Raw genomic sequence first — 16,526 nt, 5'->3', positions numbered from 1 at the left:
ATGCGCATGGGCTTGGCGCGGTTCGCGCGCAACCGCCTCGCGCTCGCGGGGGCGGCGGTTCTCCTCGGGCTGGTCGTCCTCGTGGCGCTGACGCCGCTCCTCTATCCGGGCGATCCGTTCGCCCTCGTCGGCCCGGCCCTCCAGCCGCCAGGCGGCCCGTTTCTGCTCGGCACCGACACGCTGGGCCGGGACGTCGCCGCCGAGATCGCGTACGGCGCCCGCACCTCCCTGATCATCGGCCTCAGCGCGACCGGGGCGGCGATCCTGCTCGGGACCCTGATCGGCGGGCTCGCCGGCTACTACCGGGGCGGCGTCGAGGTCGCGCTGATGCGGCTGACGGAGTTCTTCCAGACGATCTCCGCCTTCGTGCTGGCGATCCTGATCGTGGCGATCCTGTCGCCGTCGCTCTTCAGCGAGGTCGTGGCCATCGTGGCGGTCTCCTGGCCGGGCATCGCCCGGCTCGTGCGCGGAGAGTTCGTGGCGCTCGGAGGCCGCGAGTTCGTGCTGGCCTGCGACGGCCTCGGGGCGGGCGACGCCCGCATCGTCTTCCGCCACATGCTGCCGAACTGCACTGCGGCGATCATCGCGGTCGGCACGCTCCTGATCGGCACGGCAATCCTGATCGAGGCGGGGCTCGCCTTCCTGGGCCTCGGCGATCCCAACGTGATGAGCTGGGGCCTGATCATCAGCTCGGGCCGCGCGGTCCTCCGGTCGGCGTGGTGGATCTGCACCTTCCCCGGGCTGGCGATCCTGCTGACCGTCCTCGCCATCAACCTCGTCGGGGATGGCCTGAACGAGGTCCTGAACCCGAGGCTCCGAGAGCGATGAGCGACGCCGTCCTCGAGATCGAGAATCTGACGATCACGCTGCCGCCCGGCGCGGACCGGCCGAATGCCGTCACCGATCTGGATCTCGTCCTGCGGCCCGGCGCGGTCACCTGCCTGATCGGCGAGAGCGGATCGGGCAAGTCGATGGTGGCGCGCGCGATCCTCGGCCTGCTCCCGGGGCCACGGGTGCGCGTGGCCGGCGGGCGCATCCTGTTCGAGGGCGCGGATCTCGCCGCGATCACCCCGCGTCAGATGCGCAAGGTCCGGGGTGCGCGCATCGCGATGATCTTCCAGGAGCCCATGACGGCCCTGAACCCGCTCCACACGATCGGGCGGCAGATCGACGAGGTCCTGCGCATCCATACGACGCTCGGGCGCGCCGACCGCCGGGCGCGCATCCTGGCGCTGCTCGACAGCGTCCACCTCCCGGACCCGGCCCGGCTGCTGCGCTCCTACCCGCACCAGCTCTCGGGGGGCCAGCGCCAGCGGGCGATGATCGCCATGGCGCTGGCGCTGAACCCGCGGCTGCTCATCGCCGACGAGCCGACCACGGCGCTCGACGTCACCACGCAGGCGCAGATCCTCCACCTGATCCGCGAGCTGCAGCGCGAGCACGGCACGAGCGTCCTGTTCATCACGCACGATTTCGGCGTCGTGGCCGACATCGCCGACACGGTCGCGGTCCTGCAGAAGGGCGTCCTGGTCGAGCAGGGGCCGGCGGCCTCGGTGCTGGGCGCCCCGAAGCATGGCTACACGCGCGCGCTCATCGCCGCCGTGCCGAAGCTCGGCCCGCCGCCGCGGCGCCCCGTCAGCACCGCACCCCTGGTGGTGGAGGCGCGACAGGTCGAGAAGACCTACGGTGCCCGCGGCCTGTTCGGCGGCCGCGTCACCCGGGCCCTCGACGGGGTGGACGTCACGCTGCGGCGGGGCGAGACCCTGGGCCTCGTCGGCGAGAGCGGCTCGGGCAAGAGCACGCTGGCGCGGGCGATCACCCGGCTGATGCCGGTCGATGGCGGCGAGATCCTGCTGGCCGGCCACAGCGTCGCCGCGCTGAGCCGCCGCCAAATGCGCCCGCACCGCCGGCGCGTGCAGATGGTGTTCCAGGACCCCTACGGCTCCCTCGATCCGCGCCAGCGCGTGGTCGACATCGTCGCCGAGGGGCCGATCATCCACGGCACCGAACCCGGGATCGCGCGGGTCCAGGCCTGCGAGATGCTGGCTTTGGTCGGCCTCGATCCCGCGGCGGCGCAGCGCTACCCGCACGAGTTCAGCGGCGGCCAGCGCCAGCGCATCGGCATCGCCCGGGCGCCCGCCATGAAGCCCGAGATCCTGGTGGCCGACGAGCCGGTCTCGGCCCTGGACGTCTCGGTTCAGGCGCAGGTCCTGGCGCTGCTCGCCGACATCAAGGCGCGGCTGCACCTCAGCATGCTGTTCGTGACCCACGATCTCCGGGTCGCTTTGCAGGTCTGCGACCGGATCGCGGTGATGCGGTCCGGGCAGGTGGTCGAGGTCGCGCCGACCTCCGAGATCTTCTTCGCGCCGAAGCACCCCTACACGAAGGCGCTGTTCGCCGCCGTGCCCGGCGCCCACTGGCAGGAACCGATCCCCGCATGACAGTCGCACAGCCCCTCTCGACGGACCCGTTCCTGCCCGGGCCGCGCGTGCGCGTCGCCGGATCCGCGACGGGGCCGCTCGCCGGCCTCACCTTCGCCGTCAAGGACCTGATCGACGTCGCCGACGTCCCCACGGGGGGCGGCAACCCGGACTGGCCGCGCGTCTACCCGACGCCGACCCGCCATGCCGGCGTGGTCGAGAGGCTGCTCGATTCGGGCGCCTCGGTGGTGGGCAAGACGGTCACCGACGAGGTCTCGCTGGGGATCCTCGGCGAGAACGCGCATGACGGGACGCCGCTCAATCCCGCAGCGCCCGATCGGGTGCCCGGCGGCTCGTCCAGCGGCTCGGCCTCCGCGGTGGCCGCGGGCGCCTGCGACTTCGCCCTGGGCACCGATACCGGCGGCTCCGTGCGCGTGCCGGCGAGCTTCTGCGGCCTCTACGGCATCCGGCCGACGCACGGCCGGATCGAGTTCTCCGGGATCTGCGTCCAGGCGCCGAGTTCGGATACCTGCGGCTGGTTCGCCCGGGATGCTCGCACCTTCGCGCGGGTCGGCAAGGTGCTGTTCGGCCAGGCGATGCCGGACCGCCCGCCGCACACGCTGCTCGTGGCCGCCGACGCGCTCGGCTTCGCCGACGCTTCTGTGCAGGAGGCGCTGGCCCCGCAGATCGACCGTCTGGCCGCCCTGATCGGCAACCGGCGCGACGTGACGCTGGCGCCGCAGGGCCTCGCGGTCTGGCAGCGGGCGCAGCGCGTCCTGCAGAGCAGCGAGGCGTGGCAGACCTTCGAGCCCTGGCTCGATGCCTGCAATCCACGCATGGCCTTCTCGGTCGCCCGCTCGCTGATCCAGGGCTCGATGATGACCGACGCCGAGCGCAGCGCCGCCAGCCTGATGCGGATCGAAGCCCGGGCGCGCCTCGCCCGGCTTCTGCCCCCCGGCACGATCCTGTGCCTCCCGACCACGCCGTTCCCGGCGCCCCCGCGCGGGCTGCCGCTCGGCGCGCTGCATCCCCTGCGCGAGCGCATTGCCTGCCTGACGAGCCATGGCGGGCTCACCGGCGTCCCGCAGGTCAATCTGCCGGGCGCCCACGTCGACGGCGCTCCGGTCGGCCTGTCGATCCTCGGTGCGCGCGGGACCGACCTCGATCTGATCCGCCTCGCGGTCGCCCTGGAGGGTTGAATGGACGTGACGGTGAACCGCCCCGAGGTCGTGGCCGAGGTCGCGGCTTTGTTCGAGCGTTACGAGCAGGCGCTCGTCGAGAAGGACGTCTCAACCCTCGACGCGACCTTCTGGGACAGTCCGCACACGATCCGCTACGCCCTCAACGAGAACTGCTACGGTTTCGCCGAGGTGCATGCCGCCCGCGTGGCGGCCGATCCACCTGCGGGCGGGACCAAAGAGGCTCGGATCCGGCTGGAGATCCTCACGATCGGGCGCGACTTCGCCACCGTGAATCTGGAATTCAAGCCGCGCGGCAAGGCCGGCATCGGGCGTCAGAGCCAGACCTGGATGCGCTTGCCCGACCTCGGCTGGAAGGTGGTGTCCGCCCACGTGTCCATCATGCCTGTTGCGCCCTGAGGCGTGGTCACAGGGGACCGAGGGCCGCATAGATCGAGAGCGCTCTGCGCCGAAGTGGACACCGGTTCGGCGCAAGAGCGCGCGTCAACACAAAGGCTGAGAGCCATCCGCTTACAGGACGTGGCGGGCGTCCATGCGGACCAGCATCCCGTCCTCGACCACCGGGGCCGTCTCCGCGTTCGGGGCATCGGTCATGGCGAGCGGCAGCGGGCCGCCCGACCCATCGTTGCCCCGCCCCCTCAAGCGACCGCCTGGAAATCGGCCAGCAACGCCTCCATGACGCACACCACGCCCTCCGGGCGATAATCGAGGGAGAGGCTGGCGTTGACCTGCGCCGTCAGCCCGCGCTCGATCAGCCGCGACCCGAACCCTTTTCGCGATGGCGGTACGACCTGCGGGCCACCGCGCTCGATCCAGGCGATGCGCAGCCGCGGCTCCTCATCCGGCCCGACGAGCGAGGCCGTCACCGCCACCGCACCGTCGGGAACCGACAACGAGCCGTACTTGACCGCGTTTGTCGTCAGTTCGTGCAGGGTCAGCGCCAGGGACAGCGCGGCCTTGCCGCCGATCTCGACGACCGGCCCCTCGAACGCGACGCGACGACCGGCCGATTCCTGAACGCCGACACCCTCCCGGACCACCGCGGCCAGGGGGGCGCTCTCGGCGGCCCCCCCGAGCAGCACGTCGTGCGCCTTGCCGAGCGCGACCAGCCGGCTGCCGAGCACCTCGCGCGCCGCGTCCATGTCGGTGGCGCCGCGGAGGGTCGAGGCGGCAATGGCCTGCACCATCGCCAGCAGGTTCTTCATGCGGTGCGAGAGTTCCTGATTGAGCAGTTCCTGCCGTTCCTCAGCCCGATGGCGGACGTCGATGTCCGCGACCGCCACGACCGCGCCGACCATTGTCCCCGCCTCGTCGCGCATCGGCACGCCGACGATCTCGATCCAGAGGCGGCTGCCGTCGCCGCGCTGGTACTCGCACCGCAGTTCGGCTTGCTCCAAGCCCTCGCGGATGATGCGGCTGAGGGGATACTCGTCGGTTTCGACCCGGCGTCCATCCTCATGGAAGGCGACCCACTCGCCGTAGCTGTCGACGTCGGGCGAGGGTAGAACCGGGTGGCGGAAGATATCCTCCAGCCGCCGGTTGCCGCCGATGATGCGGCCGGACGGCGCCGCCGCGAACAGGATGCCGACCGGCACGGTATCGAGGACCGCCCGGAGCGACGCCTCGCTGGCTTGCAGGGCCTGGCGCGCCCGCTTCTGCTCCGTGAGGTCTCGCGTGACGGTGCCGTAGGCGAGCCTGCGCCCGTCGGCACCGCGCACGGGGAAAAGATTGTAGAGGACCGGGACCGCCGCCCCGGTGACCACGTGCCGGAAGTTCAGCTCGCCTTCCCAGAAACCGTCGCGCTCGACCGCCGGCAGCACCTCCGCAAGGACGCGCGCACGCTCCTCCGGCACGAAGTAGTCCACGATGGGCATCGCCCGGGCCGCGGCGCGGTCGGGCAGGCCGATGAGACGCCGGCCGGCCTCGTTCACGAAATCGACGCTCCCGTCGGGGGCCGCCAAGCCGATGAAATCCTGGCTCTGCTCGACCAGGGCGGCGAGACGGCGCGCCTCGGCATCGGCCCGACGCTGGTCCCCGACGTCGACCAGCACGGTCACCGCGGCCTGGATCGTGCCCTCGTCATCGCGCACGGGGCCGCTCGACACCTCCAGAAGGCGGACCTCACCCGTCCCGGGGATGCGGTATCGCATCTCCTCACCGCGAACCGTCTCGCCCTTCCGCAGGGCGCGAAGGGTGGGGTACTCGGCCGGCTCGTACGGGCGACCGTCCGGATGCAGGGCGCCGTAGGAGACGTAGCGGGCGTCCCCCTCCGTCCCGATCCCGTGGCCGAGGAGTTCCTCGGCCTTGGCGTTCAGGGACGACGGCATGCCGGCTTCGGCCCCGGCGATGGATATGCCGACCGGGGCCTGCCGGAAGATCGCCTCCAACAGGCCGCGCTCAAGCCCAAGCTGGCGCTCGCTCGTGCGCAGGGCATCCTCCGACCGCTTGCGCGCGGTCAGGTCGAGCATCGCGCCGATCATGCGGCAGGCGCGCCCGTCCTCGCCGCGCAGCACGTGGCCACGGTCGAGCACGTGCGCGTAGGAGCCATCGGCGCGCCGGAAGCGGTACTCGTCCGTCCAGGTCGCGCCGTCGCCGTCGATGACCCCATGGAGCGACGCGTCGATGCGTGCGCGGTCCTCGGGATGGATGCGTGCGATCCACCAGTCGCCGGTCGGCTCCACGTCCCTCGGGGCATGGCCGTAGGCGTCGGTGAGGGCCTCATTCCAGAGGACGTGGTTGCCGACGAGGTCCCAGTCCCGGATCGCGTCGTTGGTCGCCTGGGCCGCCAAACGGTATCGGTCCTGGCTTTCCCGCAGGCGGGCGGCGGCTTCCTTCTGCTCGGTCCGGTCGCGCAGCATCTTCACGAAGCCGATGGCCGCGCCGCCCTCGTCGCGCAGCACCATCATCTCGCCGTTGGCCCAGAAACGCTCGCCGTCGCGGCGCAGGTGCCAGCGCTCGTCAATGCCGGTGCCCTTCTCGAGGGCGGACCGCATCTCCAGGGCCGGGATGCCGTCGCGCCGGTCCTCGGGCGTGAAGAAAGCGTCAGCGGTCTCGCCGCACATCTCCTCGCGGTGCCACCCCAGGATGCGGGTCGCACCCGCGTTCCAGTCCGTGATCCGGCCGTCGAGGTCGAGCAGGATGATGGCATAGTCCTGCGCACTGTCGAACACGGCACGGCGCCGGTACTCGGTTTGGGCCGCCGCCTGCGTGGCGACGCGCTCACCCGCCTCGGCGAGGCTGGAAGCGGCGGAGCCGGCAAAGACGCCCAGGACCTGGAGGTCATCCTCGGCGAAGGCGTCGGGACGGCTCGACTGGAGTTTCAGGACCCCGACAACGACGCCGCCCCTGCGCACCGGCACCATCAGGCAGGAGCGCATTCGCAGCTTCTCGGCGAGCTCACGCTCGACCCGGTGATCGTTCAACACATCCGCGACGAGCAGCGGGACGTCGTCCCGGTAGCAGGCGCCTGCGAGGCTTCCCTGGATCGGGAGGCGCAGCCCGAGATGCGGCGCGAGCTCGTCCGAGACGGCGCGGGAGACGAGGGAGTCGCCTTCGCGGATCTCGACGGCGCCGGCCTCTGCGGCGGTCACGGCACGCATGGCGCCCGCAAGGACGGCCCGGAAGCTCGCGACGAGGTCGCCGCCCGCCGCCGCGACGCCGGCGAGGGTCACGGCGACCGCCTCGCCCTGTCGCCCGGCGCGGGCGCGGTCCGACAGCGACCGGCGCAGCAGGAGCTGGTCCATGACCTGCCTGGCGAGCGCCTCCAGGTCCTCGACCTGCTCCGGGGCAAGGCCGCCCGGGCGCGGGACATGGTCGATCACGCACAGGCTGCCGAGCACCTGCCCCTGGGGCGTGCGCAGCGGCACACCGGCGTAGAACCGCAGGTGCGGCTCGCCCGTCACCAACGGGTTGGTGCTGGTCCGCGGGTCGCGGGTCAGATCCGGGATCTGCAGGATGCCTGGTTCCGTGAGGACGAACTTGCACACGGAGCGGTCGAGGTCGGTCTCGCGGGCCGGGAAGCCGGAGCGTGCCTTGAACCACTGGCGGTCGCGGTCGACGAGGCTGACCAGGGCGACGGGTGCCGCGCAGAGGCGGCGCGCGAGATTGACGATGTCGTCGAACCCACGCTCGGGCGGGGTGTCGAGGATGTCGAAGGCGGCGAGCGCGGCGATCCGCGCGTCCTCCTCGATCCGGGCGGGACGCGGGACATGGTTCACGGGGTTGCGTCCTTCACGAGTGCGGACGGAGGCCGCAGCCGTTCCGGGTCGCCGACATCGACGGCGATGATGCGGCCGCCGGGCGCGTACACGGCCCCCATCACCTCGCCGAAGTGACGCCGCACCGCTGCGTGGCACTCGCACGAGCCAGTCTCGGCGCGCTCCCGGTCCGGGAGGGTGATGCGTCCGTGGCCGATGGTGATCAGGCCTTCGCGCTGCATGCGCCCCAGGACCTCGGTCAGGTAGGCACGGCGCACCCCCAGCATGTCGGCCAGCAGTTCGTGGGTGACCGGCAGTTCGGACGTGCCGATCCGGTCCTGCAGGGTCAGGAGCCAGCGCAGGCAGCGCCGCTCGATGGTGTGGGCGGCGTTGCAGGCGACCGACTGGAGCACCTGCGCGGGCAGGCAGTCCGCGTAGCGCACGAACAGGTCACGAATGCCCTTCGAGGCCTGCTTGGCCTCGGACAGGCGCGCGGCGTCGATCCGGATGACCGGGCCGCCGACCTGGACGACCGCCTGCCCGAACGCAGGCAGGTAGCCATGGCTGACGACGCCCCCCATGGCGCCCTCGCGACCGACCGTGGCGGTCTCGACCGACTTCCCGTCCATGAGCGGCACCACCAGGGTGACGACACAATGGTGCGCGGGGAAGGTGACGTGGCTGACATCGTCACCGGCACGGAACAGCACCTCGCCGCGCCGGACCTCGCGGCGTTCGGCGTGTGGCACCAGCAGGCCGCGGTCGCCGGCATCGAGGGCTTCGAGCAGCAGGTTGCCGTCGATGAGGGACGAGGTTCGGGCGTTCACGGGAGCGGTCCAGGCCGGGGCGACTCAATTGTCCAGTAGCGGACTTCCTGGCGCAAAGATGTCCGATATCTGACAAGTATCGGGACATTTGACCTCGCATCCTCCGGCCGTGGGGTGCGGTGAAAGTATACCGGTACGAAATGACCTGAGCGGCGTTAGGCAGGGGCGTGCCGGTCCTTGCCCGGCGGCAGGGAGTTCAGCGTATGCCGACGGACGTGACGGACGCCGTAAAGCCACCGGCCCAGGTACCACCGCCCCTCGTGCCCGGCCTGCGCGGCCTGCTGACCCTCGCCGTGGGCGTCGTGCTCGTCGAAGCCCTGTACTTTGGTCGCGAGGTCTTCATCCCCCTCGTGCTGGCGGTGCTTCTCAGCTTCGTTCTGGGCCCGGTGGTCAACCTGCTGCGGCGGGCGAGGCTCGGCCGGGTGCCCTCGGTCATCGTCGCCGTTCTCCTGGCCCTCGGGGTCATCGGGGGTATCGGTGCCGTCATCGGAACCCAGGTCGCGGGCCTTGCGGGCAACCTCCCCCAGTACCAAGCCACCGTGCAGAAGAAATTCGCCGGGCTGCAGGAGGGTTGGCTGGGTGAGGCCAACCGGGTCATCGCGCGGTTCAGCCACCAGGTCGAGAACGCCACGCAGAAGGCCGATGCCTCCGGCACCGCCGCCGCGACGGGTCCCGCGGGGGACACGCCCAAGGCGCAGCTCGTGCGCATCCAGGAACCCGAGATCTCGCCCCTGGAACTGGCCCGCAAGGTGCTCGGCCCGGTCTTCGAGCCGCTGACCACGGTGGGCATCGTGCTCGTCGTCGTGGTGTTCCTGCTCCTGCAGCGCGAGGACCTGCGCAACCGCATGATCCGCCTGTTCGGATCGAGCGACCTCCACCGCACGACCGTGGCGATGGACGACGCGGCGAAGCGGCTGGGGACCTACTTCCTCGCTCAGCTGGGTATGAACGCCGCCTTCGGCGTCATCGTCGGCGTCGGCCTCTGGTTCATCGGCGTGCCCAACCCCCTGCTCTGGGGCGTCTTTTCGGCGCTGATGCGGTTCGTGCCGTATATCGGCGCCTTCGTCTCGGGGATCTTCCCGGTCGCCCTGGCCGCCGCGGTCGACCCGGGCTGGTCGATGGTCATCGCCACCGCGGCGCTGTTCCTGATCGCCGAGCCCGTGTTCGGCCAAGTGATCGAGCCGCTGCTCTACGGCCACTCCACCGGCCTCTCGCCCTTCGCGGTGATCGTCTCGACGCTGTTCTGGGGATTCCTGTGGGGGCCCATCGGCCTGATTCTCGCGACCCCGTTCACCGTGTGCCTCGTCGTGCTCGGCCGCCATGTCGACAGCTTGGAGTTCCTCGACATCCTGCTCGGCGACCGACCGCCGCTGACCCCGGTGGAGAACTTCTACCAGCGCATGCTGGCCGGCGATCCGGACGAGGTCCGCGAACTCGCCGAGGGGATGCTCAAGGACCGCTCGCTGTCGTCCTACTACGATGAGGTCGCCCTCAAGGGCCTTCAACTCGCCGCCAACGACTTCGCCCGCGGGGTCGTGACGCCGGCGCAGCTTGAGAACATCCGCTCCTCGTCGCGCTCCCTCGTCGAGGACTTCGAGGACCACGACGATGTCGAGCCCAGCCATGACGGCAAGGCCGTGAGCCCAGCCGATACCCTCACGCTGGCGGAACGGACGCACGTGAAGACCGAGGCCGTACCCGGCCAGGCGGCGCCCCGCGGGGAGCTCCCGGAGGGCTGGCGCGGGGAGGCTCCGATCCTGTGCCTTGCGGGTCGCGGTCCGCTCGACGAGGCATCCTCGGCGATGCTGGCCCAACTCCTGCGCAAGCATGGTCTGGGGGCCCAGGTCGCTCCGTACAGGGCGGCCTCGCGCGAGGGCATCCGCGACCTCGACATGACGGATGTGGCGATGGTCTGCGTCTCCTACCTCGACATCACCGGCAATCCCTCTCACCTGCGCTATCTGCTGGAGCGGTTGCGGCGCCGGGCGCCGGGTGTGCCGATCCTGGTCGGCCTGTGGCCGGTGGGCGAGAAGGTCCTGACGGATGAAGCCGTCGGGCGGGAGGTCGGGGCCGATGCCTACGTGTCGTCGCTGCGCGACGCGGTCGAGGCGTGCCTCTCGGCGGCCGGTCACACGGCCAAGGCCGAGCGGGACGCCGCGTGAGCGTTCGGTCCCCGAGGTTCGGCCACTTCATCGCCGAACGGTCGAAGGGGGCCATGACTGACCCGGCCGCCATCGCGCCGGGACGATGTCGGGCCTGCCGGAGGCGCGCCAGACGCGTGTCTCCCGCGGGTCCGAGCCCTTCCTGCGGCGATGGCATCGTCGATTAGCACCGGTCGCGACCGAAGGCCGCCAATATCACGCGGCCTCCGGTCCGGGGGGTTAGGGCCTCATTAACCCGTATCCCGCCCAGGTTGGATCGGATTTGCCGCGGGGATGCCGGTGCTCGTGACGTCTATGGGAAAGCGGCCGGTCATGCATGGCATCGGCGCGGCGGCGGCTTTGGTCATGTTGGGTGCGTGCGCGGGCCGACCGACCGGAGTCCTGCTCCCCATCGCCGCCGTCGAGACGGTTCCCGGCACGTCGCGGGTCGACATGCTGGTGGCAACGACCCGCAAGTCCGCAAGCGACCGCGGCGTCCTGTTCTCCGGCGAGCGTGGCAACGCCGTCACCTACACCGACCTGGCCGTTTCCATCCCGCCCGACGCCACGCGCCGGCCCGGTTCCGTGCAATGGCCGAGGTCACTCCCCGGCAATCCGGCCACCGACTTCGTCGCCCTCCGCGCCGAGCCGGTCGACCGCGCGACGGTCGCCGCTTGGACCGGACGAGCCGTCCGGCGCGGTGCCAAGCGCCACGTGCTCGTGTTCGTGCACGGCTTCAACAACAAGTTTGAGGACGCCGTCTTCCGCTTCGCGCAGATCGTCCACGATTCCGGGGCCGAGGTCGCGCCCGTGCTGTTCACGTGGCCGTCCAAGGGCAGCGTCCTGGCCTACGGCTATGACCGGGAAAGCACCAACTTCTCGCGCAACGGCCTTGAGACCCTGCTGCGGGACCTGTCGAAGGACCCGAACGTCGGCGAGATCACGGTGCTGGCCCACTCGATGGGGAATTGGCTGACGCTGGAAAGTCTCCGCCAGATGGCCATCCGCGACCGGCGCGTCGCGCCCAAGATCCGCAACGTCATCCTGGCCGCGCCCGACGTCGACATGGACCTCGCCCGGGAGGCGTTTCACGATATGGGCCCGAACCGGCCGCGGCTGACGCTGATGGTGTCCGGCGACGACCAAGCCCTGGCGGTTTCGCGGCTGGTCTGGGGCGACAGCGTCCGCCTGGGCGCCATCGACCCGAACGCCGAGCCCTACCGGACCGAGCTGGAGCGCCAGAACATCGGTGTCCTGAACCTCTCGTCCGTGAAGGGCGACGACCCGCTGAATCACGGCAAGTTCGCCTCCGGTGACGTCGTGGCCCTGCTGGGCAAGCGCCTCTCGGACGGCCAGCCGATCTCCGACGGACAGGTCGGTTTCGGGGACAAGCTGGTGAGCACGGCGGCCGGGGCCGCCTCCACGGTCGCGACCGGTGCCGCGCTGGCGGTCGCGGCCCCGGTGGCCATCGTCGACCCGCAGACGCGCGAGACTTACGGCGCGCACCTGTCCAATGTCGGCTCCGGCCTGCGGGACACGGTCGGTTCGACGGTCGATCTGGCAGGCGCACCGGTGCGGGCTCTGACCAGCAGCCGCTGAGCCGCCCGACCGACGGGCAACGCGGACGCCGGGCCGACCGGCATCATGGGGAATGGACAATGGCAGGCAAGGTTCGAGTGGCCGTCGCGGCGGCGACGTTGGCCTGGGCGGCAGCCGCCCAGGCCCAGGGGCTGGAACGCGGCGCGCAGGAGGGTGCGAATCGTGGCGCGATGATCGCCGGTCCCCTGGGGGCCGTCGTCGGCGGTGCAGTCGGTGCGGCGGTCGGCACGGCCAACGGCATCCTCGGCATCGACCGACGTGAGCGCTTTCGCATCTATGCCGCGGGCGAGCGGCGTCCGTCCTTCGCCTATCCGGGCAGCCTGACGGTCGGGACCGTCCTCCCCGAGGACGGTGTCGTCTACTACGACGTCCCCCCCGAATTCGCCCTGCCGCGTTACAACTACACCATCGTGAACGATCACCCGGTGCTGGTGGATCCACGCACGCGCCGGGTCGTCGAGGTCATCGACTAGAGCCGTGCCCGATCGCGTTTCAATCGAGCACGGCTCTCAGCCCCTGTGTTGACGCGCGCTCCGCCGAACCGGTGTCGGCGGAGCGCGCTCGCGGCAGGCCTCGATCCGCGGCGATGGCCCGGGGGCGAAACCGATCCATCACCGTGTGGAGTTCGTTCCAGTCCACCGGCTTCTGCAGGTAGTCGGTGGCACCGAGCGCGTCGGCGCGTGTCTGCTCGTCGAGGACCGTCACCATGACGACGGGCGTATCGTGCAACGCCGCATCGCCCCGGATGGCTTGCAGGACCGCCCAGCCGTCCATCTGCGGCATTGTCACGTCGAGGAGGATGACGCGCGGCGCGAGGCTCCGGGCCATGTCGAGGCCCTCCCGGCCGTCCGCAGCCACCGCGACCCGGTATCCGTCCCGCTCCAGGAAGCGGGTCAGGAGTTCACGTGTCGCGGCGTCGTCGTCGATGACCAGGACGGCGCCGTCGGCAGCCGCATCGACGGATTCCGGGACGGTATCGTCGATGGCGGGCGGCGTCTCGTCATTCGTCCCGGTGATGCGCGCCGGCACCGAGACCGTGAAGGTCGTGCCCCGCCCCGGCGCGCTCGCCACCGTGATGGCCCCACCCAGCATCCCCGCGAACGCGCGGGTGATGGACAGGCCGAGGCCCGTGCCGCCAAACCTGCGCGTGGTCGACGCGTCGGCCTGGGTGAAGCGTTCGAACAGCCGCGCCTGCTGTTCGGGGGTCATGCCGATGCCGGTGTCCGAGACCGCGAATCTCAGCCAGGCGGCGCCGTCTCGCTCGTCTCGCGCCGCCGACAAGGTGACCTGCCCGCCCTCGGTGAACTTGGCGGCGTTGCTCAGGAGGTTGATCAGGCATTGGCGCAGCTTGGTCACGTCGGTCCGTGCCTCGCCGAGGCCGGTGCCGAGGTCGAGGGTCAGCGTGTTGCCCTTGCGAGCGACCAGAGCCTCCACGGTCGTGGCGACGTCGCGGATGACGGTCTCGACCTCGAAGACCTCGACGTAGGTCTCCATCCGCTCCGCCTCGATCTTCGAGAGGTCGAGGACGTCGTTGATCAGACCGAGCAGGTGGCGCGCGTTCGCCTCGATCTTGCGCATGTCGGGGAGCAGGTCCTCCTGGCCGAGATCCTCCATCTCTTCCTGCAGCATCTCGGAATAGCCGATGACCGCCGACAGCGGGGTGCGCAGCTCGTGGCTCATATTCGCCAGGAACTCGCTCTTGGCCCGGTTGGCCTCCTCGGCGGCCCTCTTGGCGGCGGCGAGGTCGAGCTCGTCCCGCTTGCGCCCGTCGATGTCGGTGACGACCACCACGCCACCCATCTGGCGGCCATCGTGGTCGTACATCGGGGCGCCGGTGAAGTTGACCCAGGCGCGTGTTCCGTCGCCCCGTTGGTAGTCGACCTCCAGTTCGGCCCGGGGCTCTCCGTCTCGCGCCACCCGCAGGAGCGGCCACTCGCCCGGGGCGACGGGGCGCCCGTCCGGGTGAAACCCGACCCAGCGGGCCGGGCCCTCTCCGGATTGCGCCGGGGTCAGCCCGTGCCCGAGGATGGCGGCGGCGCGCGCGTTGTGCCCGACGATGCGGCCGGACGGGGCCTGCGCGATCAGGACGCCGACGGGCAGCGTCTCCATCACCGTGCGGAGCGTCGCCTCGCCGGCGCGGATGCCCCGCCGCGCCTCCGCCTCGCCGGCCTCGGCCAAGCCCGCCGGGACGGTCCCGGCGAAAAGGACGGCGACGCGCAGCTCCCGGCCCGTGAAGGCGTCGGGCCGGCTCGACTGGAGCTTGAGGACGCCGATAGTCTTGTCCCCGCGGGTGATGGGCACGCACACGGCCGACCGCAGGGCGAGCATCGGGACGAGTTCCTGCCTGACCCGGGGGTCCAGGATGGCGTCCGGACACAACACCGGCTTCGAGGTCCTGAGGCAATGGCCCGACAGGCTGCCGTCGACCGGCACCCGGAGGCCGGCATGGTCCGCCAGCGTCCCGCGCGTCGAGCGGTAGACGAGTTCATCGCCCTCGCGCATCTCGATGACGCCGCCCTCGGCCTGGGGCACGGCCTCCATGGCGCCGGCCACGAGGACGTCGAGGATGACGTCCCGGTCCCCGTTCGCCCGCGTGATGGCGGCCTGCGTGGAGATCAGCGCGTTCTGCTGCCCGATCAGCGCCGCCTGTCCAGCGAGGACGCGCTCGCGCTCGGCCATGGCCCGGCGCAGGTCCATCTGGGTCATGACCTGTCCGGCGAGGGCGCGAAGGGCCGTCGCCTGGGGCTCGGTCAGGCCGGCCGGGCGCGGCTCCAGGTCGATCACGCAGAGGCTGCCGAGGCGCTCCCCGCCCGGCGCCTGCAGGGGCGCCCCGGCATAGAAGCGCAGGCGCGGCTCGCCCGTCACGAGGGGGTTGTCCCGCGTCCGCGGGTCCAGCGTCAGGTCCGGTATGACCAGGAGGTCCGGCTCGGCCAGGGCATGCGCGCAGACCGACTTGTCCAGCGTGGTCTCGCAGGGGTCGAAGCCCGAGCGGGCCTTGAACCACTGGCGGTCGCCGGCCACGAGGCTGACGAGCGACACGGGAACCGCGCAGGTCAGGCGCGCGAGCTCGACGATGTCGTCGAACCCCTGTTCGGGTGGCGTGTCGAGGATGGCATAGTCGTGCAGAACGTCGAGGCGACGGGCGTTCCCGACCTCGGATGGCAACAGCGTCGGATCGGTCATGGACGCCTCGTTGGCGGGGGCTGGTGCGCTCGCCGACGCGAGGCCGCCCTGGCGGGGGCGGCGCGTTCCGCTGGTGCGGTCGACAACACGGACGCCTCGCGGAGGTTGCGCGAACGCGCAAACCACTAGCGGGACCCAACGCGCCGTGCTCCGACGACCCCTCCGCCCTGCTCGACGGGATCGCCGAGCCCCAAACGCCGGGATGCACGGTTCCCGGCGGCGTCCCGCTTGCGAAACGATCGCGGGTTGATGGGCCCCGGCGGCTGGGGCGCCGGCGGCGCGTTCGGCGGGCCGCCCTCAGGCTGTCCGGCCTGCCGGGCCTCGAACGCCTGGGCCATCGTTCGGGCCCGGCGCCGTTTCCCGCGGGCGGCCCTGGTTCACCCCGGTACGGACCAGCCCCCCGGGAGCCCTTTCCGTGCCCCGACGTCGAGGGGTGTCCGAAGAAGCGTTTCAGGCGATGCCGGGCTGCGGGGAGACCATCCGCGCGCACCGGTGGCTTCCCGCACGGCGGGTGGAGATGCCGGAGGCGATCGGCCGGGGACAGCGCGGCGCCCCCGCGCGACAGATGCCGCTGCAGGCGGCGGAGCCGCGGCGCGGATCAGTGCCAGGCCACCGGCGGGCGACGTAACGGTTGCACCAGCCAAGCGGTCACCAGCACGTCGGCGATGCAGCCAATCTGGTCAGCCTTGCGCCAAGCCGCGCGGCAGACGAGCGCCTCACGGGTGTCATCGAAGGTGAGGATGAAAACGTCCGGCAGGTTCTCGGGGTTTGGCAACGTGACCCGGATTCCGGTCGCCGAGCGGTCGGCGATGAGGCAGGGCAAAGTCCTGTGCTCGTCGACCAGGATCATGCCGGGGATGTTGAGGCAGGTCCGATCTTCCGCCCGACGCTCGTTCATCCCAGGGGCCCTCAGCTCTCGCGGCACAGGATGCACGGCACCGGTTGAAGGCCCCTATCGACC

Annotated in this window: 12 protein-coding genes; 7 read left to right on the top strand and 5 right to left on the bottom strand. The window is 71.2% G+C overall.

Annotation, left to right across the window (positions count from 1 at the left end):
* The 4 genes from MKK88_RS18440 to hpxZ are packed head-to-tail and all read left to right on the top strand — an operon-like array spanning position 1 to position 4,018.
* The gene (locus MKK88_RS18440; RefSeq protein WP_313902328.1) at positions 1–828 is read left to right on the top strand and encodes an ABC transporter permease; all 828 of its coding nucleotides are present in this window, start codon (positions 1–3) and stop codon (positions 826–828) included.
* Positions 825–2,441: an ABC transporter ATP-binding protein gene (locus tag MKK88_RS18435; RefSeq protein WP_244002230.1), complete on the top strand. Its 1,617-nt coding sequence runs from the start codon at positions 825–827 to the stop codon at positions 2,439–2,441. The genes MKK88_RS18440 and MKK88_RS18435 overlap by 4 nt, the downstream gene beginning before the upstream one ends.
* Positions 2,438–3,619 (top strand): amidase, encoded by a 1,182-nt coding sequence (locus MKK88_RS18430; RefSeq protein WP_244002228.1) that lies wholly within the window; start codon positions 2,438–2,440, stop codon positions 3,617–3,619. The genes MKK88_RS18435 and MKK88_RS18430 overlap by 4 nt, the downstream gene beginning before the upstream one ends.
* Complete coding sequence (gene hpxZ / locus MKK88_RS18425) at positions 3,620–4,018, top strand: oxalurate catabolism protein HpxZ (protein ID WP_279602398.1); 399 nt, start codon at positions 3,620–3,622, stop codon at positions 4,016–4,018. It abuts the gene before it with no gap.
* Between the two features lie 111 nt (positions 4,019–4,129).
* On the opposite strand, the gene MKK88_RS33890 is transcribed toward hpxZ, so the two are convergent.
* From MKK88_RS33890 to MKK88_RS18415, 3 genes are read right to left on the bottom strand one after another with little or no spacing between them, the layout of a single operon-like run.
* Entirely contained in the window at positions 4,130–4,261 is a 132-nt protein-coding gene (locus MKK88_RS33890; protein ID WP_279602397.1) for a hypothetical protein, read from the bottom strand.
* A complete protein-coding gene (locus MKK88_RS18420; protein ID WP_244002226.1) occupies positions 4,258–7,836 on the bottom strand; it encodes a PAS domain S-box protein in 3,579 nt (1,192 codons plus the stop codon). The genes MKK88_RS33890 and MKK88_RS18420 overlap by 4 nt, the downstream gene beginning before the upstream one ends.
* On the bottom strand, positions 7,833–8,642 hold the full coding sequence (locus tag MKK88_RS18415) for a Crp/Fnr family transcriptional regulator (protein WP_244002224.1): 810 nt from the start codon (positions 8,640–8,642) through the stop codon (positions 7,833–7,835). Before MKK88_RS18415 ends, MKK88_RS18420 begins: the two co-directional genes overlap by 4 nt.
* 203 nt (positions 8,643–8,845) lie before the next feature.
* On the opposite strand from MKK88_RS18415, the gene MKK88_RS18410 reads away from it, so the two are divergent.
* From MKK88_RS18410 to MKK88_RS18400, 3 genes are all read left to right on the top strand, one after another.
* Positions 8,846–10,804, top strand: coding sequence for an AI-2E family transporter (locus MKK88_RS18410; RefSeq protein WP_244002222.1), 1,959 nt, complete (start codon positions 8,846–8,848; stop codon positions 10,802–10,804).
* Positions 10,805–11,116: 312 nt separating this feature from the next.
* The gene (locus MKK88_RS18405) at positions 11,117–12,382 is read left to right on the top strand and encodes an alpha/beta hydrolase (RefSeq protein ID WP_244002220.1); all 1,266 of its coding nucleotides are present in this window, start codon (positions 11,117–11,119) and stop codon (positions 12,380–12,382) included.
* A gap of 59 nt (positions 12,383–12,441) precedes the next feature.
* Positions 12,442–12,855: a DUF1236 domain-containing protein gene (locus MKK88_RS18400; RefSeq protein ID WP_244002218.1), complete on the top strand. Its 414-nt coding sequence runs from the start codon at positions 12,442–12,444 to the stop codon at positions 12,853–12,855.
* A 19-nt stretch (positions 12,856–12,874) separates the two neighbouring features.
* Here the strand turns inward: MKK88_RS18400 and MKK88_RS18395 are convergent, their stop codons facing one another.
* The gene (locus tag MKK88_RS18395; RefSeq protein ID WP_244002216.1) at positions 12,875–15,565 is read right to left on the bottom strand and encodes an ATP-binding protein; all 2,691 of its coding nucleotides are present in this window, start codon (positions 15,563–15,565) and stop codon (positions 12,875–12,877) included.
* Between the two features lie 598 nt (positions 15,566–16,163).
* Positions 16,164–16,463 (bottom strand): PilZ domain-containing protein, encoded by a 300-nt coding sequence (locus MKK88_RS18390; RefSeq protein WP_244002214.1) that lies wholly within the window; start codon positions 16,461–16,463, stop codon positions 16,164–16,166.
* Positions 16,464–16,526 lie beyond the last annotated feature (63 nt).

The sequence above is a fragment of the Methylobacterium sp. E-005 genome (assembly GCF_022829725.1).
Taxonomy (GTDB): Bacteria; Pseudomonadota; Alphaproteobacteria; order Rhizobiales; family Beijerinckiaceae; genus Methylobacterium.
Note: the sequence above shows the minus strand (reverse complement) of the source record. Positions and strands in the feature narration are given on the sequence as shown.

What these genes read in the sequence shown, in the direction of transcription:
- MKK88_RS18440 (WP_313902328.1), top strand. Translation starts at nt 1, where the DNA reads ATGCGCATGGGCTTGGCGCGGTTCGCGCGCAACCGCCTCGCGCTCGCG.
- MKK88_RS18435 (WP_244002230.1), top strand. Translation starts at nt 825, where the DNA reads ATGAGCGACGCCGTCCTCGAGATCGAGAATCTGACGATCACGCTGCCG.
- MKK88_RS18430 (WP_244002228.1), top strand. Translation starts at nt 2,438, where the DNA reads ATGACAGTCGCACAGCCCCTCTCGACGGACCCGTTCCTGCCCGGGCCG.
- hpxZ (WP_279602398.1), top strand. Translation starts at nt 3,620, where the DNA reads ATGGACGTGACGGTGAACCGCCCCGAGGTCGTGGCCGAGGTCGCGGCT.
- MKK88_RS18410 (WP_244002222.1), top strand. Translation starts at nt 8,846, where the DNA reads ATGCCGACGGACGTGACGGACGCCGTAAAGCCACCGGCCCAGGTACCA.
- MKK88_RS18405 (WP_244002220.1), top strand. Translation starts at nt 11,117, where the DNA reads ATGCATGGCATCGGCGCGGCGGCGGCTTTGGTCATGTTGGGTGCGTGC.
- MKK88_RS18400 (WP_244002218.1), top strand. Translation starts at nt 12,442, where the DNA reads ATGGCAGGCAAGGTTCGAGTGGCCGTCGCGGCGGCGACGTTGGCCTGG.
- MKK88_RS18395 (WP_244002216.1), bottom strand. Translation starts at nt 15,565, where the DNA reads ATGACCGATCCGACGCTGTTGCCATCCGAGGTCGGGAACGCCCGTCGC.
- MKK88_RS18390 (WP_244002214.1), bottom strand. Translation starts at nt 16,463, where the DNA reads ATGAACGAGCGTCGGGCGGAAGATCGGACCTGCCTCAACATCCCCGGC.